At 53.1% G+C, this 22,559-nt stretch carries 23 protein-coding genes and 1 tRNA gene; 22 read left to right on the top strand and 2 right to left on the bottom strand.

All coding sequences use genetic code 11. From position 1 onward, the window contains the following. Positions 1–57 precede the first annotated feature (57 nt). The gene (locus tag CPA50_RS09065; protein WP_096782067.1) at positions 58–1,074 is read right to left on the bottom strand and encodes a Fe(3+) ABC transporter substrate-binding protein; all 1,017 of its coding nucleotides are present in this window, start codon (positions 1,072–1,074) and stop codon (positions 58–60) included. A gap of 231 nt (positions 1,075–1,305) precedes the next feature. On the opposite strand from CPA50_RS09065, the gene CPA50_RS09060 reads away from it, so the two are divergent. The 5 genes from CPA50_RS09060 to queF all read left to right on the top strand — a co-directional run bounded on the left by CPA50_RS09060 (position 1,306) and on the right by queF (position 5,869). Beyond that, positions 1,306–1,584, top strand: a complete 279-nt coding sequence (locus CPA50_RS09060) for a PilZ domain-containing protein (RefSeq protein WP_096782066.1) — start codon at positions 1,306–1,308, stop codon at positions 1,582–1,584. Between the two features lie 210 nt (positions 1,585–1,794). After that, positions 1,795–3,105: an HD-GYP domain-containing protein gene (locus CPA50_RS09055; protein ID WP_096782065.1), complete on the top strand. Its 1,311-nt coding sequence runs from the start codon at positions 1,795–1,797 to the stop codon at positions 3,103–3,105. Between the two features lie 188 nt (positions 3,106–3,293). Further along, positions 3,294–4,238: an ABC transporter ATP-binding protein gene (locus CPA50_RS09050; protein ID WP_096782064.1), complete on the top strand. Its 945-nt coding sequence runs from the start codon at positions 3,294–3,296 to the stop codon at positions 4,236–4,238. Next, positions 4,235–5,008: an ABC transporter permease gene (locus tag CPA50_RS09045; RefSeq protein WP_096782063.1), complete on the top strand. Its 774-nt coding sequence runs from the start codon at positions 4,235–4,237 to the stop codon at positions 5,006–5,008. Before CPA50_RS09050 ends, CPA50_RS09045 begins: the two co-directional genes overlap by 4 nt. A gap of 42 nt (positions 5,009–5,050) precedes the next feature. After that, positions 5,051–5,869, top strand: a complete 819-nt coding sequence (queF, locus tag CPA50_RS09040; protein WP_096782062.1) for an NADPH-dependent 7-cyano-7-deazaguanine reductase QueF — start codon at positions 5,051–5,053, stop codon at positions 5,867–5,869. A 1-nt stretch (position 5,870) separates the two neighbouring features. On the opposite strand, the gene CPA50_RS09035 is transcribed toward queF, so the two are convergent. After that, the gene (locus CPA50_RS09035; protein ID WP_096782061.1) at positions 5,871–7,316 is read right to left on the bottom strand and encodes an adenylate/guanylate cyclase domain-containing protein; all 1,446 of its coding nucleotides are present in this window, start codon (positions 7,314–7,316) and stop codon (positions 5,871–5,873) included. 210 nt (positions 7,317–7,526) lie between these two features. Here CPA50_RS09035 and CPA50_RS09030 point away from each other — a divergent pair, with 210 nt between their 5' ends. From CPA50_RS09030 to yajC, 17 genes are all read left to right on the top strand, one after another. After that, entirely contained in the window at positions 7,527–8,081 is a 555-nt protein-coding gene (locus CPA50_RS09030) for a nitroreductase (protein ID WP_096782060.1), read from the top strand. Positions 8,082–8,090: 9 nt separating this feature from the next. Continuing rightward, positions 8,091–8,315, top strand: a complete 225-nt coding sequence (locus tag CPA50_RS19450) for a hypothetical protein (protein ID WP_096782059.1) — start codon at positions 8,091–8,093, stop codon at positions 8,313–8,315. After that, a complete protein-coding gene (gene flgB / locus CPA50_RS09020; RefSeq protein ID WP_096782058.1) occupies positions 8,299–8,697 on the top strand; it encodes a flagellar basal body rod protein FlgB in 399 nt (132 codons plus the stop codon). The genes CPA50_RS19450 and flgB overlap by 17 nt, the downstream gene beginning before the upstream one ends. 34 nt (positions 8,698–8,731) lie before the next feature. Beyond that, on the top strand, positions 8,732–9,181 hold the full coding sequence (gene flgC / locus CPA50_RS09015; RefSeq protein WP_096782057.1) for a flagellar basal body rod protein FlgC: 450 nt from the start codon (positions 8,732–8,734) through the stop codon (positions 9,179–9,181). An 18-nt stretch (positions 9,182–9,199) separates the two neighbouring features. Then, positions 9,200–9,877 (top strand): flagellar hook assembly protein FlgD, encoded by a 678-nt coding sequence (locus CPA50_RS09010; RefSeq protein WP_096782056.1) that lies wholly within the window; start codon positions 9,200–9,202, stop codon positions 9,875–9,877. A gap of 27 nt (positions 9,878–9,904) precedes the next feature. After that, on the top strand, positions 9,905–11,839 hold the full coding sequence (locus CPA50_RS09005; protein WP_096782055.1) for a flagellar hook protein FlgE: 1,935 nt from the start codon (positions 9,905–9,907) through the stop codon (positions 11,837–11,839). 75 nt (positions 11,840–11,914) lie between these two features. After that, positions 11,915–12,667, top strand: coding sequence for a flagellar basal body rod protein FlgF (locus tag CPA50_RS09000; RefSeq protein ID WP_096782054.1), 753 nt, complete (start codon positions 11,915–11,917; stop codon positions 12,665–12,667). 80 nt (positions 12,668–12,747) lie between these two features. Further along, the gene (gene flgG, locus CPA50_RS08995) at positions 12,748–13,536 is read left to right on the top strand and encodes a flagellar basal-body rod protein FlgG (protein ID WP_096782053.1); all 789 of its coding nucleotides are present in this window, start codon (positions 12,748–12,750) and stop codon (positions 13,534–13,536) included. 70 nt (positions 13,537–13,606) lie between these two features. Then, positions 13,607–14,308, top strand: coding sequence for a flagellar basal body L-ring protein FlgH (gene flgH / locus CPA50_RS08990; protein ID WP_096782052.1), 702 nt, complete (start codon positions 13,607–13,609; stop codon positions 14,306–14,308). Then, positions 14,305–15,402, top strand: coding sequence for a flagellar basal body P-ring protein FlgI (locus CPA50_RS08985; protein ID WP_096782051.1), 1,098 nt, complete (start codon positions 14,305–14,307; stop codon positions 15,400–15,402). Before flgH ends, CPA50_RS08985 begins: the two co-directional genes overlap by 4 nt. 8 nt (positions 15,403–15,410) lie before the next feature. Then, a complete protein-coding gene (flgJ, locus tag CPA50_RS08980; protein ID WP_096782050.1) occupies positions 15,411–16,394 on the top strand; it encodes a flagellar assembly peptidoglycan hydrolase FlgJ in 984 nt (327 codons plus the stop codon). A 4-nt stretch (positions 16,395–16,398) separates the two neighbouring features. Further along, a complete protein-coding gene (gene flgK / locus CPA50_RS08975; RefSeq protein ID WP_096782049.1) occupies positions 16,399–18,438 on the top strand; it encodes a flagellar hook-associated protein FlgK in 2,040 nt (679 codons plus the stop codon). Positions 18,439–18,456: 18 nt separating this feature from the next. Then, positions 18,457–19,677 (top strand): flagellar hook-associated protein FlgL, encoded by a 1,221-nt coding sequence (gene flgL / locus CPA50_RS08970; protein ID WP_096782048.1) that lies wholly within the window; start codon positions 18,457–18,459, stop codon positions 19,675–19,677. A gap of 83 nt (positions 19,678–19,760) precedes the next feature. Beyond that, positions 19,761–19,847 (top strand) — tRNA-Leu (locus tag CPA50_RS08965). A gap of 41 nt (positions 19,848–19,888) precedes the next feature. Then, positions 19,889–21,001 carry a tRNA preQ1(34) S-adenosylmethionine ribosyltransferase-isomerase QueA gene (queA, locus tag CPA50_RS08960; protein WP_096782047.1) on the top strand — a complete coding sequence of 371 codons (1,113 nt, stop codon included), beginning with the start codon at positions 19,889–19,891 and terminating at the stop codon, positions 20,999–21,001. A gap of 14 nt (positions 21,002–21,015) precedes the next feature. Then, complete coding sequence (tgt, locus tag CPA50_RS08955) at positions 21,016–22,137, top strand: tRNA guanosine(34) transglycosylase Tgt (protein WP_096782399.1); 1,122 nt, start codon at positions 21,016–21,018, stop codon at positions 22,135–22,137. Positions 22,138–22,166: 29 nt separating this feature from the next. After that, entirely contained in the window at positions 22,167–22,532 is a 366-nt protein-coding gene (gene yajC / locus CPA50_RS08950) for a preprotein translocase subunit YajC (RefSeq protein WP_096782046.1), read from the top strand. Positions 22,533–22,559: the final 27 nt, after the last annotated feature.

Below are 22,559 nucleotides of genomic sequence, written 5' to 3'. Positions count from 1 at the left end.
TTTGAGGGGTTGATACAGATGAAGGCGAGGGCGGCACTGCCGCCCCCGCCTGAACACTTATTCGCCGTCGTAGTCTACACGGTCAACCAGTTTGACTGCTGCGTTGCGGTTATCAGCAATCTCTTGCAGGGAAAGGCTGTCAGGATGGACGGGGCCCCATTCTGCAACCAGCCCGGTAGGCTTGATGTGCGGGTTTGCCGGGTATTCTGTGTTTGCTGTAGCGTAGATGCCCTGAGCTTCCGGTGACGACAGGAACTCCATCAGCTTGATAGCGTTATCCCGGTTCGGGGCACTTTTTGTAAGTGCAATACCGCTAACGTTGATGTGGGTGCCACGACCATCTGCATTCGGGAATACCAGGCGAACAGCTTCTGCTGCCGGGCGCTGGCTTTCATCCTGCAGCATGTTGCCGTAGTAGTAGCTGTTACCGATGGCTACATCACACACGCCTTCGGCAATGGCTTTGATCTGGTCACGATCGCCGCCCTGTGGCTTGCGCGCCAGATTGTCTTTGACGCCTTTCAGCCAGGCCTCTGTTTCCGCTTCGCCGTGATGTGAAATCATGGATGAGATCAGCGCGATGTTGTACGGGTGTTTGCCGCTGCGGGTACAGATGCGGTTGTCCCACTTGTCATCGGCCAGCTGCTCGTAGGTTGTGATCTCACCTTCTTTAACGCGTTCTTTGGAGGTGTAAATCAAACGGGCGCGGGTGGTAAGGCCAAACCACTTGCCATCTGGCTGGCGCAGGTTCTCGGGAATGTTTTCTTCGAGTACGTCGTTTTGGATGCCCTGGACAAGATCACGCTCAACCAGCTCGTTAAGGCGAGAGATGTCTACGGTCATCACAACATCGGCGGGGCTGTTGCGGCCTTCGCGTTCCAGACGCTCAGCCAGGCCCTGCTTGGCAAATACAACGTTGGCTTTGATGCCGGTGTCTTTTTCAAAGGCATTCAGGAGTGGCTCAAGCAGGTATGCCTGACGATATGAATAGATGTTGACTTCGCCATCTGCGGATGCCGCAAGGGGAAGAGCGGTAAGTGCGATTGCCGCTGCTGCGGTCAGTTTCATGCGCATAGTGCCATCCTCGGGGTTCTGATCGGGTTTGCGCCTGTACACCTGTACATGAGAGTTACAAGCACCTTAAAACGCCAACCATTCTCATTTGTGTTACGTGCAAAGTCAATATTCCCTAAGGGATACTTCTTATAAAATGATGTTATTCTTGCCAATATTCGATGAGGATACGATTCGTGAAAAGCATACAAAACCTATAATGCACCGTAGTAACGCCGTGGAACTTCGCAGATGGCAGTAGATGATCGCAGAGAGCACTTTCGCACGGCGATGAGTGCCCAGGTAAAGGTTTGCCATGAACAGTTGGGTGAATTTGTTTTCTCAACCCGTGACATATCGGATGGTGGTGTGTTCATCGTGGTGGGTTCTGAGCCGTTTGTTCCCGAGCTGGGAGACAGGGTGACGGTTCAGGTGCAGGGGTTGCCTGTGCCTGCACCTGAGCTGGATATGGTCGTGGTCAGAAAAACCGTTGATGGCTTCGGTCTGCAGTTCGGCGATAGCATGAGTTGACCGGACTGCCCCGGACTGAAAGGTTAAAGTGTGATGTAGTAGGTTTTTGTTTTGTGACAGTAATCACGCTGCTACATAATGTTTCGGACTTATTATAACCGTTACCAATTGTATTGTTGCGGTTACTTTGAAACACTAATGTGTAATGGACTATTCCGGCCGGTCATTGAAGAATGATAGCCATCCAAAATACGTATTCAGGAGCGAAACGTGGGCGTCTGTCAGAAAAAAATTGCGGTACATGATCTGGAGGTCGGCATGTTTGTGTCTGATCTTGATCGGCCGTGGCATCAGACTCCTTTCCCTATTCAGGGTTTTCATATCCGGTCCCAGGACGATATTCGTGCCTTGGTATCCCACTGCAAATGGGTCGCTATCGACATTGCAGAATCCCGGGATTCGGTCGGGCTTGGTGAAATCGGCAGCTCGGCCTTCAGTTCCAGGCGCTCGCGCCGAGGGGGAGGCAGGGAAGAGCTTCAACTCCCTCCGTTGCGTATAAAAGATCCTGTAACCTACCAGTCTGTCACCACGCTAAAGCGGGAAATGAAAGCCTCGAAAAAACTGTTGGCAGACGCCACAGTTGAGCTTGAACGCCTCTACGATACTTTCGCTTCTGAAGGATTCCGTAATCTGCGGCCAGTTGCTGCAGTCGTCAATAAAATGGTCAGTAGCGTTATCCGTCAACCGGATGCGTTGCTCTGGCTGAGTCGCATTCAGCAGCATGACGATCATGTTTACCGGCACGCACTTAATACGTCGGTATGGGCACTTGTTTGTGGGCGCCAGCTTGGCTTGAACGAAGGCTTGCTGAACCATCTGGGCCTGGGGTGCCTCCTGTCCCAGGTTGGTAAAACCAGGCTGCCCTCCGAAATGCTTAGTCGCGAAGGTCAGTATGGCCCGGAAGAGTTTGCGCTATACCGCACCTATGTCGCCAAAGGCATGGAGATTCTTGAAGACAGTGGTCTGTCGAGGGCCGTTTTGAGTGTGGTGCAGGGGCACCGTGAACGGCATAACGGTTCAGGCTTCCCTGAAGGCATTCGCGGAGACAGAATTCCTCTGCTGGCCAAGGTCGCCGGGCTTGCGGAATTCTTCGAGTCGCTTATTGAGCCGAGGGAGAGTTTTGCGGAGCCGATGACACCGGCAAAAGCTGTGGCTCTGCTCTACGAGATGCGCAACATTGAATTTCAGGAAGACCTGGTTGAAAACTTCATCCAGGCAATTGGTGTTTATCCCACGGGAAGCCTGGTTGAATTGACGGATGGCCAGCGCGGCATCGTTGTTTCGCATTCTCCCAAACGCAGGCTGTGGCCGCGGGTTATGGTTATGACTGACCGGCATCATGCTCCGCTGAAATCCGCCAAGGTTGTTGATCTTGCAAAGTACAACTCAAGCCGTGCAGCTGCCGAGGCTCTAACCATCAAGGAATGTCTCGCCCACGGTACCGGCGGCCTGAATCCTGCGGCTTATGGTGTGTCCGGCGAAGAGTCACGCTGGAGTTTAGGCCGGCTGATAAGCCGGTAATAATCACCCCGAGATTCAGCAACCGGGCGCGCCTTCGGCGAGCCCGGTTGAGTAATACTCCTGCTCCATCTGTTTGATCCCCGGATTTACGCCTCCCTGCGAGAAGTACCCTGTAGCCTTGAAAAAGCCAAAGACGCCTCAATACAAGAGTGTCTCTTGAACTTTGCTTTTTCACATCGGAACCGGTTATGACCAATGCGCTCGAAATTGAGGGGCTTACCAAAACCTATGGCAGTGGGTTTGAAGCTCTCAAGGGAATCGACCTTAAAGTTGCACAGGGAGACTTCTTTGCATTGCTGGGGCCGAACGGTGCTGGTAAATCAACCACGCTGGGCATCGTCTGTTCCCTGGTGACCAAAACTGCAGGCAAGGTGAAAGTGTTCGGATGTGATATCGACACCCACCTTTCAGACGCCAAGCTGCATCTGGGTGTTGTTCCTCAGGAGTTCAATTTCAACCAGTTTGAGAAGGTGTTTGATATTGTCACCATTCAGGCCGGGTATTACGGGATTCCCCTGAAAAAAGCAGCCGTGTCTGCAGAGAAGTACCTGAGAAAACTCGGGCTCTGGGATAAGCGCGATACGCCGGCGCGGATGTTGTCTGGCGGTATGAAGCGAAGGCTTATGATTGCACGCGCTCTGGTGCATGAACCAAAACTGCTGATTCTTGATGAACCGACAGCCGGGGTGGACATTGAACTGCGGCGATCCATGTGGGCGTTTCTTGAGGAAATGAACCGGCAGGGCACTACCATTATTCTGACTACCCACTATCTGGAAGAAGCAGAAGAGCTGTGCCGGAACATCGCTATTATTGATCATGGCCGGATTATCCGGAATACCAGCAAGCGGGAATTGTTGCAGCAGCTTAGTCTTGAGACATTTTTGCTGGATGCGGACAGGGTACTCACCACAGCTCCGGAGCTGGATGGATTTTCCTGCAGGCTGGACGACGAAGGTGTGCTTGAGGTGGATGTTCTGAAAGGACAATCTCTCAACGATGTATTTATGCAGTTGGAACAGCAGGGGATCAGAGTGGTCAGCATGCGGACCAAGGCAAACCGGCTGGAAGAGTTGTTCATTCGTATGGTGGAACATAACGCACCGGCTGCGAAAGCGGAGGCTGGCAAATGAATGCTCAAGCGCTGTTCACTGCATACACTACGATTGTGTTGCGGGAGATTCGCCGGTTTACCCGCATCTGGCCGCAGACTCTGTTGCCGCCGGCTGTCACCATGACGTTGTACTTCATTATTTTCGGAAACCTGATTGGCTCAAGAATCGGTGAAATGGGTGGTTTTGACTATATGTCATTCATAGTGCCGGGGCTGATTATGATGTCGGTTATTACCAGTTCCTACGCCAATGTGGTGTCGTCATTCTTCTCCATGAAATTTCAGCGCAGCGTCGAAGAGCTGCTGGTTTCGCCGGTGCCCAACTGGGTGATACTGGCAGGCTACGTAACCGGAGGCATGGCGCGGGGGCTGAGTATCGGGGTGATTGTTACCTTGCTGTCTCTCGCGTTCACGCGTTTGCAGATTCATAATCTGCCCATGGTTGTAGTGACTGTGTTTCTGACATCAGCATTGTTTGCAGTGGGCGGTTTTATTAACGCACTTCTGGCTACCAAATTTGATGATGTTTCCATTGTGCCTACGTTTGTTCTTACGCCGCTCACCTACCTGGGCGGGGTGTTCTACAGTATCAACCTGCTGCCGGAATTCTGGCAGAGCGTTTCCATGGCAAACCCGATTTTGTACATGGTGAATGGTTTCCGGTTTGGCATACTTGGTGTTTCTGATGTAAACCCGTTTGTGTCCCTTGGTATGATTCTGGCGTTTATTGTCGCGCTTTCCTTCGTTGCCCTTAAATTGCTGGCGCGCGGGAAGGGTATCCGGCACTGACTTTGGTTCTGTTTTCAGACATGTTTATTTTCAGGAAACCTTATGGCTCTCGATAATGCGCCGCTTGGCAAAAAAAGCGACTACCCGGACCGCTACGATCCAGCTCTGCTTTTCCCCGTTGCGCGCGAGGAAAACCGCCGCCGTATCGGCCTTGAAGACGGGCGCTGGCCCTGGTTTGGCGGGGATCTCTGGCAGGCCTGGGAGATTTCCTGGCTACGTCCCAGCGGCATTCCCGATCTGGCCTGGGCGGAGATCCGGTTTCCGGCCGCCTCGCCGTCGATTATTGAGTCCAAGTCACTCAAGCTTTATCTGAACTCCCTGAACCAGACGGTATTTTCGTCTGCTGACCAGGTTGCACAAACTATCACCGGGGACTTGTCCAGTGCCTGTGGTGCCGCTGTGCATGTGCGCTTTCTCAGTGTTGATGATTCCGGAACGGCTACAGGGCGCCCGTTGGGCTTTGAGCTGATTGATAATGAAGCGGTTGACGATGTGGTTTACGACTATGCGCCTGAGTCGCTGTCCGCATCCGGCCCTGAGGTTACCGAGCGGCTATGTTCCCATTTGCTGAAGAGTAACTGCCCGGTGACCGGGCAACCGGACTGGGGAACTGTGCTGATCACCTATACCGGGCCGGCTATCGACCGGGCAGGGTTGTTGCGTTACATCGTAGGTTTTCGGCAGAAGCAGGATTTTCACGAACACTGTGTAGAGACACTGTTTACCGATCTGCTGAACCGTTGCAAACCGCAGCATCTGACTGTCTGCGCCCGATACACACGCCGGGGCGGCCTTGATATAAACCCCTGGCGCAGTACCGAGCCGGAAGAGCAGGTTGGCTCAAGGCTGGTTCGCCAGTAGTTTAGTCTCTGGCGATATCTTCTTCATGCCGCAGGCGTTCTGCGGCATCTTCAAGGGCGTTGAGGATACTTCGACGCTCTTTTGCTGTGATCTTTTCGGAATCGAGGTACATGGCAAACCCGCTGTGCTCATGTTCCAGAAAGCTCCGGTTCGGCCCCAGATCCCGGCGGAAATCCACAACTTCATAGATGGGGACTGGCCGGCCAAACCCTTTCACTGTGATTGCACCTTTGTCACGGCACATGATCCGGTCTTTGATCAGTGAGAAGGTCTCATAGGAAACAAGTATTTCCCCGGGCTTCGCTAAAGATTCCAGCCTGCTGGCCAGGTTAACTTCCTTGCCGACAATGGTGTAATCCATACGGTTTTCAGCCCCGAAGTTGCCCACGGTTGTATAGCCGGTGCTGATACCCATGCGGATTTCGAGGGGCGTTTTTATACCCTGGCTGCGCCACTTCTGCCGCATGATTTTCATATGCTTGCGCATATCAATGGCCATGGACACGCATGAAAATGCGTCTTCTCTCTGGCCACGGCTGGAAGGGTCGCCAAAGAAAATCATGATGGAGTCGCCCACAAACTTGTCGATGGTGCCGCCGTATCTCAGGGCAACTTCCGCCATTTCGTTGAAGTAGTGGTTAAGCAGTTCGGTTAGCGCCTCGGGTTCCATTTCTTCCGAAAGTTCGGTAAAGCCTTTTATATCCGAGAAAAATACGGTGAGCTTTTTGCGCTGGGTTTCAAGGCGGACGTCTCTTTCACCGGTAAAGATGGATTGCCATACCTGGGGCGAAAGGTATTTTGAGAGCTTGTGGGAAAGTGCAATGGACTGCTCGCGCTGACTCTGGATCTGTGTTTTTGCGAGCTTCAGTGCATGGGCCTGCTGGTGCGAATAGAACGCTGTAATACAGATGTAAAGGCCCATAGACAGAATGGATAGCATGCTGGTGAACAGCGGCGATTCAAAGGATTCTGCCGGGCCAAGAACGAGGAAGAACGCCAGAATGGTAGCTGCCATAAAAAAGCAGCCGATGAGCCATTGCCGAAGGCCGCCGATGATCAGGCTGCTGAACATAAGCATCAATGCAATTGAGGCTGAAGGGATGGCGACAAGGCCGATACAGCCGATGAAGCCACCGCCGATAATACAGTCTACCGTGAGCATTTTCTGGCGAATGCCAGGGGTGTTTCTAAGAAAGGTGTGCAGGGTAAGCACGTGTATGATGTGCGGCCAGAGCAATGCCCCGCCAATCAGCCAGAGATGCCACTGCTGGAAAGCTCCCTGCAAGACTCCAACAACGATAATTGCGGCGGTAACCGTGTAGGCAAGAAAGCGCCGGTAGTAGTCGGGCATAGGAGGGATTGCCACCGGGCTGTTGAGAGCTTCGGAAGCCTGGGTTTTGCTTGCGAAGGCGGCGGCATTGCGTAGATCTGCCTGAGCACTCATCATATGCGCTGATCACTCATGGCATTGGAACCGTATAGATTTATTTGTTTTGCAGAGCATGATTAGATAGAACGTACTGCTAAGTAAACATATCGTTAGTAGAAAGCACCCTTGGGTTGCAACCTAAGGTTAACAGTATTACGTATTGTCCACAATTCACTGGTTTTTCTCACGTTGTGCCCGACCATAATTCAGTCAGCGGAAATTATTGAAATGAGTTCAGTCACTGAGTTTTTGCTCAACAGGGCATCTGAGCCCCGGCTGGAAGCGCCGGCTCCGGATGCAGCAACACTTGAGCGGGCTTTTGCCTGCGCATCCCGCGCGCCTGATCACGCGTTGTTGCGCCCATGGCGCTACCTGGTCATCGAAGGTGATGGCCTGAAGGCCCTCGGAGATCTGTTTGCCGCGGCCTGTATTGATAGGGGCGATGCCGAAAAGCTGGAAAAAATACGCAATAAGACACAGCGTGCTCCCATGATTATTGTTGGAATTGCTTCGCCGAAACAGCACCACAAGGTGCCGGAGATGGAGCAGATGCTTTCAGCTGGTGCCAGCATGAGCTTTCTTGGGCTAGCCCTGCAGGACGCGGGCTACGGGGTCATGTGGCGTTCCGGAGAAATGTCCTACAGCCCTGTGGTGCACAAAGGGCTGGCGCTTGCAGAAGGGGAATCTGTAACCGGTTTTCTGTATACCGGCACTGTATCTTCTGCCAAGCCTGCTGTTCCCAGGCCAGAACTGGCCGAGTTTGTTGCACGCTGGCCGGCGTGATGCGCAGGTATGTTTCCCCCGCTGTTCCGGCAGGGGAAACAGCTTGCCGCTTTGATTGGTTTTGCCGCTACCTTTCCCTTCGTTAATACCCCCTTATACGCTGAAACCGCCCTGATTCTGGGGGCTGCCGAATTCTGGCATCAGCATTGCTACAGTTCTGCCATAGAACGATACCGGCAACATCCTGAGGCGCCGGTGACAGAATTTCGGAGGTTTTATGGCAATCACATTTGATAACGCTCTTGGCATTCACCAGTACGCGCTGGAAGCCAGAGTAAAGCGTGCTGAAATTCTGGCAAACAATATGGCGAATGCCGATACACCGGGCTTCAAGGCTCGGGATATGGATTTTCAGGCCATGATGCAGAAAGCCCAGGACAGCATGAGTGGCTTTGGCATGGAGAAAACCCATGACGGCCATATGGATGCTTCAGGAAGCGCCGGAGATTCGGATTTGTTGTACCGGGTACCAAATCAGCCATCGCTTGATGGAAATACGGTTGATGCCCAGGGAGAGCAGACCCGGTTCATGCGTAATGCGATGGATTATCAGGCGAGCTTCCAGTTTCTTAACAGCAAGTTTACCGGCCTGACCAAAGCCCTGAAAGGCGAGTAATCCGCGGTTCCACGATTAGCTAAGGAGAATCACCATGTCACTGGGCAACATTTTTGATATCGCCGGATCCGGCATGACAGCGCAGTCGTTGAGGCTTAACACTACCGCTTCAAATATTGCCAACGCAGAGACCGCGAGCTCAAGCACTGACACCACTTATCGTGCGCGGAAGCCTGTGTTTTCAGCCATTCAGCAGGCGATGCTGAACCCGGATCAGCAGGGTTTTGGTGTTCAGAGTTCAGAAGGTGCGGGAGCAGGCGTTCGTGTTGAGGGCATCGTTGAAAGTGATGCGGAGCTGCAGATGCGCTATGAACCTCATCATCCGGCGGCCAATGAAGACGGTTATGTGTTCTACCCAAACGTCAACGTAGTTGAAGAAATGGCAGACATGATGTCTTCCTCAAGAAGCTTTCAGGTGAACGTAGATGTTATGAACACCGCTAAATCCATGATGCAGCGCATCCTGACACTTGGTCAGCAGTAACGGGGCGAGGATTTGACCATGAGTATAGCTAGCACAACCGAAACCTCTGATGTACTGAGCGCATACCGCACAGATCAGTCCACTACGACCAGTGGTACCAATGAACTCGGAAAGAATGAGTTTATGGAACTGATGCTGGCGCAACTGGAGAACCAGAATCCTCTGGAGCCCCAGGATAACGGTGAGTTCATTTCCCAGCTGGCGCAGTTCAGCTCGCTTGAGGAAATGCAGACACTTACCAGCACTGTCGATGATGTGGTCACCCAGTTCCGCTCCACTCAGGCGCTTCAGGCATCGGCGATGGTCGGCAAGACCGTACTGGCGCCTTCCGAAGTCGGTATTCTCGGCGCCGAGGGTGAGATATCGGGCAACATTGAAGTGCCTGCTTCCACGGGTGGTGTGCGCTTGTCTATTGAGAGTTCGAGCGGTGAGCTTGTCCGGCAGATTGATCTGGGTAGCAGCTCAGCTGGTGTGCTCGGGTTCAGGTGGGACGGCACGGATGGCAACGGCAATAGTTTGCCGACCGGTTCTTACCGGATTGTCGCCGAAGGATCTTACCCTGACGGGAGTGTTCAGCTTTCAACGCTTGTCAGTGCAAATGTCGACAGTGTTTCACTGGGGCAGGGTGGCTCCGTAACCCTTAATCTGGCAGGCATGGGTTCCATTGCATTGTCAGATGTTCAACAAATCAATTGATACCGGTGTCAAGACCAGAGGTGAATTATGGCTTTTAATATAGGGCTCAGCGGCCTGCGGGCGGCAGCGGTAGACTTGGAAGTTACTGGTAATAATATCGCTAATGCCAGTACGGTTGGTTTTAAAGGCAGTAGCGTGCAGTTTGGTGATCTATACGCCAGTGGCTTTCTGAGCGGAGGCTCCAATCCAATCGGAGATGGTGTAAATGTCCAGAGTGTAAAACAGTCGTTCAGCCAGGGTAATGTCAGCTTTACTGATAACGGCCTGGATATGGCCATAGAAGGCGACGGCTTCTTTATTCTCAGCAATGGTGGCGAAACCCAGTATTCGCGTGCAGGGCAGTTCAACATTGATAAAGACGGCTTTGTAGTGAATAACCAGGCTATGCGGGTTCAGGGCTATACCGCTGATGAAGACGGAAATCTTTCCGGTATCCGCGGGGATCTGGAAATTGCGACGGCCAACCTTGCTCCGCATCGCACAACAAATCTCCAGTCTGATCTGAATCTGGATTCCCGCGAAACCGTGCTTGAATCCCGTGTGCGGGATGTGGGGGCACTGGCATTCAGCGATATCAGCGGGGAGCAATTTGATATTTCATATACCGACGGAACCCCTGATTACTCGGTTGACCTGAGCACTGCGACAACCGCCCGGGAAATTTCAGATATTATCACCGCTGCGCCCGGTCTGAGCGCTTCAGCGACCACTACTGCATCGATTGTCGATACCAATGTCCCGGCAGCGCTGGCGTTGACAGATAGTTATATTTCAGCGGCACAGCTTGCGGGTAGCTTTACGTTCAGTCTCAGTGTCAATAATGCCCCGCTCCAGCTTGATACCAGCGGCGCGACTTCGCTTCTGGAGCTGAGAGATGCGATCAATAATTCCAGTGATACCGCAATTTCGGCATCGGTTGTGGACGATGGCGCTGGTAATGACGTGCTGAGGGTGATTCACAATCAGGGTGAGGATATAGAGTTCAGTTACGGCAACGGCGTGGCAGCTGAATCCGTAAGCACTCCGGTGACGGTATCCGGTGATGTAAATGTGACAGGTGACCGGACGATTTCCGGCCTGACAGCGGCTGCAGCTTCAGGTACGAATTTTGTGGATGAATATGATAATTCTCCCATTCGTATAACCAATGAGTTTAACCCATTGGATCAGCGTACATACAATCACGCCACATCTACGTCTATCTTCGATAGCCTGGGTAACTCACATGAGCTGACGCAGTTCTTTGTTAAAGAGCCGTCTCCCGGAAATGGGGTGGGTGTGAGCGAGTGGTCTGTTTACCTGCAGATTGACGGCGAGATGGTTGCGGGTACTGATACGACTCCTTATACCGCCAGGTTTGATCAGGACGGTACTCTTGAGTCCATCAATGGTGATGTCAGTGGTGAGATAGTTGTGACTGACTGGACTCCAAAGGATGTGGATGGTCAGCCCAATGGAGCCGATGGCCCACCAGCTGCGGGTGAGACCGTGGTTACGCCGGTTCCGGAGCCACCAACTACATCGGCCTTTGTGCTTAACCTTAGTGAAACCACTCAGTATGGTGCTGCCTTTGGTGTTGATGATCAGACCCAGAATGGTTATACCACCGGCAGGCTCTCTGGTCTGGATGTGTCCGATGAGGGTGTGCTGTTCGCTCGCTACACCAACGGCCAGTCCAAAGCCCTGGGGCAGGTTGCCCTGGCGTCATTCAATAATACGAATGGCCTGTCACCCATAGGAGATACCAGCTGGGCTGAAACCTTTGAATCAGGCCAGCCGATTATCGGTCAGCCGGATACAGGCACCCTTGGCAGTATCAAAGCAAGTTCTGTAGAGGAATCCAACGTGGATCTTTCTGCTGAACTGGTTAACCTGATCATTGCCCAGCGCAATTATCAGGCGAATGCGAAAACTATCGAAACCTCCGATGCGGTCACTCAGACCATTATCAACCTCCGCTGATCGGCTTTGATCTGAATATGGCATGACTCCTGCAGGAAGACTGGAAACAGTCAAAATTCCGGCAGGAGTTTTCCCATGGACAAAGCACTTTATCTCGGTATGTCTGGCGCGAAGCAGAATATGCTTTCCCAGCGTGCCCACGCCAATAACCTGGCCAATGTAAATACCACAGGTTTCAAGAAAGACTTTGCCCAGGCCCGGAGTATGCCTGTGTTCGGGGAACATCATCCTACCCGTGCATACGCCATGGCCGAGCGCCCTGGTACTGATCTTACGGCCGGAGCGCTGATGCAGACAGGCCGGGATATGGACGTCGCCATAGAAGGCGAGGGCTGGCTGGCTATTCAGAACAATCTTGGTGAAGAGGTCTTTACCCGCTCCGGCAGCCTGCAGGTTGATGTCAACGGTCTGGTGCGCCTGGCCAGTGGTGAGATGGTACTGGGCAATGGTGGCCCGGTAGCGCTTCCTCCCTTCGAAAATCTTCAGATTGGTGCTGACGGCACTATCTCTATTATTCCCGTGGGCGGATCTCCGGATCAGCTGGTTGAAGTTGACCGACTGAAGCTCGTTAACCCCCCGCCGGAGGAGCTGGAAAAAGGTCTGGATGGTTTTATTCGCCGCAAGGGTGAGCTGGCAGGTGGTGGCGGAGAACCAGCCGACGCGGATTTGCGTGTGGCATCCGGATTTCTTGAAAGCTCCAACGTGAATGCGGTTGAGGAAATGATTTCCAACCTTCAGTTAACGCGCCAGTACGAGATGCAGGTGAAGGTTATGAGTACCGCGAAGGAAAATTCTGAAGCAACGGCACGGCTGTTGCAGAACCTTTAATAACTGTTGAAAACAACGCCAGTCTGGCCAGAAGCGGCAAATTTTAGCCGCATCCCGGACACCGGCAAGGGGTAAAGACTATGCATCCGGCTCTTTGGGTAAGTAAAACGGGGCTCAGCGCCCAAGACACCAACATGTCGACCATCTCGAACAATTTGGCCAACGTGAACACCACAGGCTTTAAAAGGGACCGGGCTGTATTCCAGGATCTGTTGTACCAGATCAACCGGCAGCCTGGCGGCATGAACACGCAGAACTCCGAGCTGCCATCGGGTTTGCAGTTGGGAACGGGTGTGCGGGTCGTCGGTACTGCAAAGCAATTTACCCAGGGTAATCTCCAGATTACTGAGCAGCCTCTCGATCTGGCGGTTGATGGCCGTGGTTTTCTGCAGATTGAATTGCCGGATGGCCAGACAGCCTATACACGTGATGGCCAGTTCCAGCTCAACGCAGACGGCGATGTAGTTACACCGGAAGGATACGCTCTCCAGCCCAACATCAACGTACCTGAGAACGCTACAACCGTGACCATTGGTAAAGACGGCACGGTAACGGCCATCACAGATGATGAGGCAGCCCCCATAAATCTGGGCCAGATCACGTTGGTTAGTTTTATTAACCCCCAGGGGCTGCAGGCTATTGGTAACAACCTGTTCAAGGAAACCAACTCCAGCGGCGACCCCGCTGAAGGTGAGCCGGGGCTGGCGGGGCTGGGCTCACTGGAGCAGGGCATGGTGGAATCTTCCAACGTGGAAGTTGTTGAAGAGCTGGTGAATATGATCACCACTCAGCGTGCCTATGAGATGAACTCCAAAGTCGTCGCCACAACCGATGAAATGCTCCAGTTCATTACTAACAACATTGGCTAACATTTTGAAATTCGGCGAGTTTGATAAAAACAGCGCGAAGCAATAGGTGAAACCGGTGGGGAACGAGCTCATGAAATCAACGACATCAACCTGGTTTGCCAGATCTGCAGGATCCCTTCTGCTGGTTTGGTTACTTATCCTGTTGCAGGGATGTACGGCCATGAGCCGGCCTCGGGCTGAGCCCAACGATCCCGCATACGCACCTGTGCGTGCTCAGGCAATGATGCAGCGTGACGCGGAGTCCGGAGCTATCTACCAGAGCTCCCGCAATTACAATTTTTATGGGGACACCATAGCCCTGAATATTGGTGACGTGCTGACGGTTACGCTCAACGAGTCCACCCGGGCGAGCAAAAACGCAGAGTCCAGCATCACCAAGGACAACGAATTGACTTTGCCAGAGCCCACTATTCTGGGCAAAAGCAGTTTTGGTATTGCGACCTCGTTAACGAGTGAACGGGATTTCAGCGGCAAAGCTGAAGCTGACCAGAGCAACAGTCTTGCTGGCAGCATTACGGTCACGGTTATCGAGGTCTTGCCAAATGGCGTGCTGAGAGTCCGCGGCGAGAAATGGTTGTCGTTGACCAACGGCGATGAGTATGTGCGTCTTACCGGCCTGGTTCGTCCACAGGATATTGATCCGGGCAATATGGTGGATTCAAGCCGTATTGCTGATGCCCGCATTGCATACGGTGGCACGGGTGATTTTGATCAGGCAAATCAAATGGGCTGGCTGGCCCGGTTCTTCAACAGCGAGTGGTGGCCCCTATGACTATACGCCGGTGCGTAGTTCTCTCGCTGATGCTTGCCGTAATGGCAGCACCTGTGATGGCGGATCGCCTGAAGGATCTTGCGCGGATCAAAGGTGTCCGTAACAACCAGCTTGTGGGCTATGGACTGGTAGTGGGTCTGGATGGCACGGGCGACAAGGCACCTTTTACCAATCAGACGTTTCGCAACATGATGAACCAGTTCGGCATTACTTTGCCGGATGGCGTGGACCCGAAACTGGCCAATGTGGCAGCTGTTACCGTGAGTGCAAATCTGCCTCCGTTTGCCAAAGCTGGCCAGGAAATAGATATCACCGTCTCGTCTATTGGTAACTCGGACAGCTTGCGGGGTGGCACATTGCTTATGGCACCGCTTAAAGGTGCCGACGGTAACGTTTACGCTATGGCACAGGGCAGTCTTGTTGTTGGCGGGTTTGGTGCCGAGGGGCTGGACGGTTCACGTATTACTGTGAACGTTCCCAGTGTTGGCCGTATTCCGAATGGCGCCACCATTGAGCGGGAGATTGCCTCCCCCTTTACCCGTGGCGACACGATTACCTTTCACCTGATGCGCCCGGATTTCACAACCGCCCGGCGTGTGGTGGAAGTAGTTAATGAATACCTTGGGCCTGATATGGCCTATGCCCATGATGCAACGTCGATTTCGGTGCGGGCACCCCGTGATCCTTCGCAGCGGGTCAGCTTTCTTTCCATCCTGGAGAATCTTGAGGTTACACCCGCAGAAGAGGCCGCGAAGGTCGTGATCAACAGTCGCACCGGGACCATTGTCGTAGGGCAGAACGTTAAGGTAAGCCCGGCGGCCGTAACCCACGGCAACCTTACAGTAACCATTCAGGAAAACCCGGAAGTACAGCAGCCAAATCCGTTTTCTGGTGGTACTACCGAGATTGAACAGGATTCCCAGATTGCCGTTACCGAAGATCCGGCCCGCATGTTCAAGTTCGGACCGGCGGTTACGCTAAACGAAATTGTTCAGGCCGTGAATCAGGTCGGTGCTGCCCCCGGCGATGTCATGGCAGTACTGGAAGCACTTAAACAGGCTGGTGCTCTGCGCGCCGAGCTTATAGTTATCTAGGTGACATGATGCAGGACTATCAGCTTCAGCAGGCCAGGGTATATACAGATTTCAGCGGGCTGAATGCACTGAAAGCCGGAGCCCGGGAAGACAAGCAGACGGCACTTGAGGAAGTCGCACGTCAGTTTGAAAGTATCTTTCTGTCTGAAATGCTGAAGTCTATGCGTAAGGCGGGGGATGTCTTCTCGGAAGGTAATTACCTGAACGGCGGCCAGTCAGAATTCTACCGCGATATGTTTGACAGCCAGATGAGTCTTACCATGGCTGGCGGGCAGGGAACCGGACTTGCTGATGCTCTGGTCCGGCAGTTGGGTGAGGATATTCCGGGCGTCAATAAGCAGGGCGCTCCTCTCGCATCCCACAAAGCCTCACTGGCTGACTACGAGCGCAGTTTACCGGCAATCTCGCCCCGGCTACCGGAGCGGGTTGGAGAAGTCGCTGAGGTCGCTGATGCAGCGCCTTTGACGCCGGTTGATGATATCTCTGTATTACCTGATCAGTTTGATTCCCCAGAGCATTTTGTCCGCACCCTGTTGCCTTTTGCCGAGAGTATATCTGCAGATACGGGCATTGACCCCAAACTGATGGTTGCCCAGGCGGCGCTGGAAACAGGCTGGGGGCGGCATATGATCCAGGGCGATGGCAATCAACCCAGTTATAACCTTTTTGGTATTAAGGCTGACAGTCGCTGGCAGGGCGATGCTGTAACAATTACTACCACGGAATTCCGTGAAGGTGTGGCTATGAAGGAGCGTGCGGATTTCCGTGCCTATCCGGATTATGAAGCCAGTTTCAGGGATTATGTGGAGTTTCTGGAATCGAATCCCCGGTACCGGGATGTGCTGGACAGTGCTGATCAGCCAGAGGTATTTGCCAGAAAACTGCAGGAAGCCGGCTATGCCACGGATCCTCAGTATGGCAACAAGATAAACCAGATTATGAACCGTGATTCGCTGATGACACTTTCGATGGGCAATGGAGCCGGGGAGTAAAATTATGGCAGGACTTATAGGAATTGGCCTGACCGGTATCATTGGCCACCAGAGTGCTCTGAATACTACCGGCAACAACATCACGAATGCGAATACGCCGGGCTACAGCCGGCAGGAAGTGGTGTTTGAAACTCAGTTGGGGCAGCGCACTGGCGCTGGCACGATTGGCAACGGCGTAAGTGTAGTGGATGTCCGCAGGCTGGCGGATGAGTTCCTTGCACAGCAGGTGCGTGAAGACAGTACCCTGTCTGGCGAGCAGGAAGCCCTGAATGCTGAACTGAGTCGTCTGGACAACTTGCTGGGTGGTGAGACCACCGGGTTGAATAATGCGTTAAATAATTTTTTTGCCAGTCTGCAGAATGCTGCAGAAGATCCTGCTTCGTTGCCGCAGCGCCAGTTGGTGCTGAGTGAGGCGGAGCAGGTAGTAAACCGTTTCCAGGCGCTGAGTGAGGAGTTAATTCAGCAGCGCGAGTCGGTGAAGACTCAGATGCAGCAGGGTGTCGGCGATGCCAATGCTCTGTTGAATAGTATTGCCGGTCTGAACCTTGCAATCTCTGAATCTCCGGGGCTGGCTCAGGGCCAGATGCCGAATGAGCTGCTGGATCAGCGCGATGAAAAATTGCGTCAGCTTGCTGAACTCGTAAGCATACGAGTGACTGAGGCTGAGGGGAGTCAGGTTAATGTTTCGCTTTCCAACGGATTGTCACTGGTAATAGGAGATCAGGCGTCTCAGCTGGGCACCCAGGACAGTGCTGAAGATCCCACGAGCCTGGAGTTCACATTAACTACCGGTGGCCGCGTCACTAACGTGGATGAACAGATTACTGGCGGCACACTTGGGGGGCTTAAGCGGTTTGAAAATGAGGCTCTCCAGCCTGCGTTTGATGAGTTGGGAAGGATTGCAATCGCGGTTGCTGACAGTGTTAACCATCAGCATGAAATCGGTATGGACCTTGAGGGTGATCTTGGCGGGTTATTCTTTAATGACGTGAACGATCTTGCTCTGCAGAGAGGCCGGGTGGTAGCCAGCGCCGATAACCAGTTGCCGAGGGATGGTCAGCTGGCGGTAGAAATTACGGATAGCAGTGAGTTGCCGGCCGGAAGCTGGAGGCTTCAGTTCACCGGTGACGGGAGTAGCTTTGAGCTTATTGATGAGGCCTCCGGGGAGATTGTGAATCAGGGCCGGCTGCCAGATCCTGTGCAGTCCGAGATAACCATGCCCGGGTTCAATATCCGCGTTGAAGGCGGAACCTTTAACGCCGGAGACTCGTATCTGATTCAGCCCAGCCGCAATGCTGCCGAATCGATGACCCTGCAGGTGAGCCGCGAAGAAGATCTGGCCTTTGCCAGTCCGATACGAGCTACCTCAGGTGATCAGAATATTGGTACGGCCGAAATTGACCAGGGAACCATGCTGAATGTGCGCAGCCCGTTCACGGGTTCTTTGCTGCCGGGTTTTCAGACTTCCGGAGAACTGGCTAACGGGCCTTTGACTATCTCGTTTGCTTCGGGCGGCCCGACAGGTATGACCTTTACCGTCACCGGCCCACCGCCGGCGAACGCGACAGTGGGTTCAGCAAACCAGCCTTATGAAGCCGGAAAAATCAATACGGTGTTCAGTGACGACCCGGCGGCGGGTGATGACTACCAGGGGTTCCAGTTCAAACTGACCGGTACTCCCGCAACCGGCGACACCTTTGAGATTGCCTATAACAGCAATGGGGTGTCGGATAACCGGAATGCTGAGCTTCTGGCCGCTCTGGGTACTGCGAATACCATGAATGGCAATAGCCAGAGTTTCACGGAAGGTTATGCCGGTCTGGTGGAAGACATAGGTGTAAAAACCCGCCAGAGCCAGTTTGATCTGGATGCGAGCCAGACCCTGCTGGAACAGTCAACCGCTGCCCAGCAGTCGGTTTCAGGGGTAAACCTTGATGAAGAAGCCGGCAGGCTGATTCAGTATCAGGCTGCCTATAATGCCTCGGCGCAGGTGATTTCAGTAGCCCAGGATTTGTTTGACACGCTGTTGCAGACTTTCCGGTAACAGATGAGGTGATGTGACATGATCAGGATTTCATCACAACAGATATTTGCTAATGGTATCAGCCGTTTGCAGGACCTGAACAGTAATCTGGCCAGTACGCAGGAACAGATATCCACGGGTAAGCGGGTGAATAAACCCTCGGATGATCCTGTGGCTGCTGCCCGCATTCTGAAGCTTGATCAGGAGCTTACCCGGATCAGCACCTATGAGCGCAATGTGGATCTCGCCGACAACAGGCTCAGCCAGGAAGAGAACGCTCTGGCAAGTTCTATAGACGTCCTTCAGAGAATTCGTGAGCTTACTGTTCAGGCCGGGAACGCGGCCTTGTCTGTCAACGACCGTATCTCGATCTCCTCGGAAATAGAAGAAAGGCTGGGCCAGCTCGCCAATATCGGTAATACCCGGGATGCCTCTGGCGAGTATATTTTCAGTGGTTTTCAGGGCTCTGTGCAGGCTTTTCAGCAGAATGATGAAGGTCAGTATGTCTATATGGGGGACGAGGGTCAGAGAGTTCTCGAGATTGATGATGGGGTCACTGTACCGATCAGTGACAACGGTAAAGGGATTTTTGTGAATATTCCGGCAGCGGCCACCGGGGAGTACACCAACAATGTTTCCGGTGGGTTTATCTCCGGTGTTTCAGTCGTCAATGAGGCTGACCTCAATGCAGCCTACAGTGGCAGCTTCCCCGATGATATTACGATCACTGTAGATGGTGCCGGTAATATTCAGGCTCAGGACACTCAGGGCAATGCGCTAGCCGTAAGTCCGGCTGTTTATGAGAGCGGTGAGCCGTTCGTGGTGGCCGGGGTTGAGGCGACTATTTCAGATATAACGCCGGGAGCCGGGGATTCATTCACGCTGAAGATCAACGAGCGGCAATCGGTATTCGGCACTATAGAAAACCTGATTTCCGGGCTCAGTTCCCTGGATAAGGGCACTCCGGAAGGGCTTGCGGCCTATAATGACTTGATCGCGCAGTCTCTGGTTAACCTGGATAATGCCCAGGAGAGCATATTGCTCAAGCAGACAGAAGTCGGTGGCAGGATGAATGCTGTGGACTCTACCAGGGATTTTCTTGCTGATTCATCGCTGTATACCAGCGAAATCCGCTCACAGTTACAGGATGTGGATTACGCAGAAGCCATCAGCAATCTCAGCTTTCAGAGTTTTGTACTAGAGGCTGCTCAACTGTCGTTCGCCCAGGTTTCTCAGCTATCGTTATTCGATCGGTTATAAAATCAGGGGCCTTTGGGAAAACTCAGGGCCTCTGTGTATTGCTTTCACGATCAGGCTAAGTATAATCCCCCTCTCTCTTTATTGGCGGCGTGGTGAAATTGGTAGACACGACGGATTCAAAATCCGTTTCCTTAACCGGAGTGGCGGTTCGAGTCCGCCCGCCGCTACCATATTAAAGTCGCATATTGCGGCGTCTTGAACAGCCCGGCCCATGAACGTCTCCGATTTTCATTTTGATCTCCCGGACGAACTCATCGCCCGGTACCCGCTAAGGGAGCGTAGTGCTTCCCGTTTGTTGTGCCTGAAAGGCAATGGTGGCGATATTGCCCACCGTTGTTTTACTGACCTTCCTGATCTGCTGCAACCTGGCGACTTGCTTGTTTTCAACAATACCCGTGTTATACCCGCCCGCCTGTTTGGAAAGAAAGAAACTGGCGGTCAGGTCGAGGTGTTGGTTGAGAGAGTGACTGGCGAGCATAGCCTTGTTGCTCACGTTCGTGCGTCCAAGGCGCTCAAGGCAGGCCAGAAAGTCATTCTTGAGGATGGTACCCGCCTGCATATGACGGGGCGGAGTGATGCGCTGTTTCATCTGGAGAGCGAGGCCGGTGAGCCGGTACTCGACATGCTGGAACGTATCGGGCATATGCCCCTTCCGCCTTATGTTGACCGCCCTGATGAGTCTGCGGATCGTGAGCGTTATCAGACTGTCTACGCGAAGGAAGCCGGGGCTGTTGCGGCGCCCACGGCCGGCCTGCATTTTGATGAGGCTATGCTGGAGACCCTTAAGGCACGGGGCGTGGAAAGTACATTTGTTACGCTGCATGTAGGCGCGGGCACGTTCCAGCCAGTACGTGTAGAGCGCCTGGACGAACATGTCATGCACAGTGAAATAGTGCATGTGCCCGAAGAGGCGGTGGAAGCTGTTAACCGTGCTCGCGCCCGTGGCGGCCGTGTGGTTGCTGTAGGTACCACTTCAGTGCGGTCTCTCGAATCTGCGAGTCGGGGTGGTCGTCTGCGTCCTTTCCGGGGCGAGACGGATATTTTTATTCATCCGGGCTACCGGTTTCAGACAGTCGATGCGCTGGTCACCAATTTTCATTTGCCCGAGTCCACGCTGATTATGCTGGTCAGCGCTTTCGCAGGCTATGAACATGTGATGCAGGCATATCGCGATGCGATCCGCGAAGAGTACCGGTTTTTCAGTTATGGCGATGCCATGTTTATAACCGGGCAGGAACCAAGCCGGGGGATGTTACTTGGCGCCCCCGATGAGTCTGCAAACGCAGGCAGCCCATTACCACTTAATAGCGGAGACAAGTCGTGAGCCAGTCCTGTTTCATGTCCTTTGAAAAACTGGGAGAAGATGGTCTGGCCCGACGCGGCAGGCTGACTTTTCCACGAGGTACGGTCGAAACCCCCGCGTTCATGCCTGTAGGCACCTACGGGACAGTTAAGGGGATGTTGCCTCGCGATATCCATGAGATCGGCGCTGAGATCATTCTCGGCAACACATTTCACCTTATGTTGCGCCCTGGTACCGAGGTAATCAAAGCTCACGGTGATCTTCACGACTTTACACAATGGAAGGGGCCGATCCTCACAGACTCGGGCGGTTTTCAGGTGTTCAGTCTTGGCGAAATGCGCAAGATAACCGAGAAGGAGGTGACGTTCCGCTCTCCGATAGACGGTTCGCCGGTTAAGTTGTCTCCAGAAATAGCGATTCAGGTTCAGCGTGATCTGGGTTCCGACATCGTGATGATTTTTGATGAGTGCACGCCGTATCCGGCAACAGAGAAGCAGGCGAAGGAGTCGATGGAGCTGTCTTTGCGCTGGGCGAAGCGCAGCAAGGACGCCCATGAAGGTAATCCGGCAGCTCTGTTTGGTATTGTTCAGGGTGGAATGTATGAATCCTTGAGGGATCGCTCTCTGGACGGTCTGACCGATATCGGGTTTGACGGTTACGCTATCGGTGGTCTTTCTGTTGGTGAGCCGAAGGAAGATATGATCCGCATCCTCGACCACCTGCCTCCGAAGATGCCTGCGGATAAGCCCCGCTATCTGATGGGGGTAGGGCGGCCTGAAGATCTTGTTGAAGGGGTGCGTCGGGGAGTCGATATGTTCGACTGTGTAATGCCCACAAGAAATGCCCGCAATGGCTACCTGTTCACGTCTACTGGTACTGTAAAAATCCGCAATGCGAAGAATCGACACGATACCTCGCCACTGGATGACCGGTGTGACTGTTACACATGCAAGAATTTTTCGAGAAGTTATCTGCATCATCTGGATAAATGTGGAGAAATGCTGGGTTCCCAGCTGAATACTATTCATAACCTTCGCTACTATCAGAACCTGATGGCTGGATTGCGCGGGGCCATTGAAGCAGGTACATTGTCGGACTTTATAAATACCTTCTATGCTCTGCGCGGCGAGACAGCGCCGGTTATGAGCAACGGGTAACTATTTTTACTAATCAACGGAGAGTTTTAATGAAATCAGTCAAGTTGTTTTTGGCCGGCCTTATGGCGATGATGCCTGCACTGGCAATGGCTCAGGATGCAGGAGCTGCCGGTGGTATGGGTGTTATGGGCCAGGTGATCTTTTTCGCCGGCTTTATTCTGATTTTCTACTTCCTGATCTGGCGTCCGCAGTCCAAGCGTGCAAAAGAGCACAAGTCTCTGATGTCCGGCCTTAACAAGGGTGATGAAGTGGTTACCTCCGGTGGTATTGTCGGAAAGATCACAAAAGTATCTGATGATTTCATCGTTGTTGAAATTGCTGACAATGTTGAAGTAAAGATACAAAAAGTAGCTGTTGCCGCCGCACTGCCGAAAGGTACGCTCAAAGATATCTGAGCAAGGACTCTCTGGCCGGCCCTGATA

Source organism: Marinobacter sp. ANT_B65 (genome assembly GCF_002407605.1).
Classification (GTDB): Bacteria; Pseudomonadota; Gammaproteobacteria; order Pseudomonadales; family Oleiphilaceae; genus Marinobacter.
The sequence above is the reverse complement of the archived record's forward strand: the minus strand, read 5'-3'. Positions and strand labels throughout refer to the sequence as shown.

Coding starts and splice junctions, on each gene's coding strand:
- CPA50_RS09065 (WP_096782067.1), bottom strand. CDS start 1,074: ATGCGCATGAAACTGACCGCAGCAGCGGCAATCGCACTTACCGCTCTT.
- CPA50_RS09060 (WP_096782066.1), top strand. CDS start 1,306: ATGGCAGTAGATGATCGCAGAGAGCACTTTCGCACGGCGATGAGTGCC.
- CPA50_RS09050 (WP_096782064.1), top strand. CDS start 3,294: ATGACCAATGCGCTCGAAATTGAGGGGCTTACCAAAACCTATGGCAGT.
- CPA50_RS09045 (WP_096782063.1), top strand. CDS start 4,235: ATGAATGCTCAAGCGCTGTTCACTGCATACACTACGATTGTGTTGCGG.
- queF (WP_096782062.1), top strand. CDS start 5,051: ATGGCTCTCGATAATGCGCCGCTTGGCAAAAAAAGCGACTACCCGGAC.
- CPA50_RS09035 (WP_096782061.1), bottom strand. CDS start 7,316: ATGATGAGTGCTCAGGCAGATCTACGCAATGCCGCCGCCTTCGCAAGC.
- CPA50_RS09030 (WP_096782060.1), top strand. CDS start 7,527: ATGAGTTCAGTCACTGAGTTTTTGCTCAACAGGGCATCTGAGCCCCGG.
- CPA50_RS19450 (WP_096782059.1), top strand. CDS start 8,091: ATGTTTCCCCCGCTGTTCCGGCAGGGGAAACAGCTTGCCGCTTTGATT.
- flgB (WP_096782058.1), top strand. CDS start 8,299: ATGGCAATCACATTTGATAACGCTCTTGGCATTCACCAGTACGCGCTG.
- flgC (WP_096782057.1), top strand. CDS start 8,732: ATGTCACTGGGCAACATTTTTGATATCGCCGGATCCGGCATGACAGCG.
- CPA50_RS09010 (WP_096782056.1), top strand. CDS start 9,200: ATGAGTATAGCTAGCACAACCGAAACCTCTGATGTACTGAGCGCATAC.
- CPA50_RS09005 (WP_096782055.1), top strand. CDS start 9,905: ATGGCTTTTAATATAGGGCTCAGCGGCCTGCGGGCGGCAGCGGTAGAC.
- CPA50_RS09000 (WP_096782054.1), top strand. CDS start 11,915: ATGGACAAAGCACTTTATCTCGGTATGTCTGGCGCGAAGCAGAATATG.
- flgG (WP_096782053.1), top strand. CDS start 12,748: ATGCATCCGGCTCTTTGGGTAAGTAAAACGGGGCTCAGCGCCCAAGAC.
- flgH (WP_096782052.1), top strand. CDS start 13,607: ATGAAATCAACGACATCAACCTGGTTTGCCAGATCTGCAGGATCCCTT.
- CPA50_RS08985 (WP_096782051.1), top strand. CDS start 14,305: ATGACTATACGCCGGTGCGTAGTTCTCTCGCTGATGCTTGCCGTAATG.
- flgJ (WP_096782050.1), top strand. CDS start 15,411: ATGCAGGACTATCAGCTTCAGCAGGCCAGGGTATATACAGATTTCAGC.
- flgK (WP_096782049.1), top strand. CDS start 16,399: ATGGCAGGACTTATAGGAATTGGCCTGACCGGTATCATTGGCCACCAG.
- flgL (WP_096782048.1), top strand. CDS start 18,457: ATGATCAGGATTTCATCACAACAGATATTTGCTAATGGTATCAGCCGT.
- queA (WP_096782047.1), top strand. CDS start 19,889: ATGAACGTCTCCGATTTTCATTTTGATCTCCCGGACGAACTCATCGCC.
- tgt (WP_096782399.1), top strand. CDS start 21,016: ATGTCCTTTGAAAAACTGGGAGAAGATGGTCTGGCCCGACGCGGCAGG.
- yajC (WP_096782046.1), top strand. CDS start 22,167: ATGAAATCAGTCAAGTTGTTTTTGGCCGGCCTTATGGCGATGATGCCT.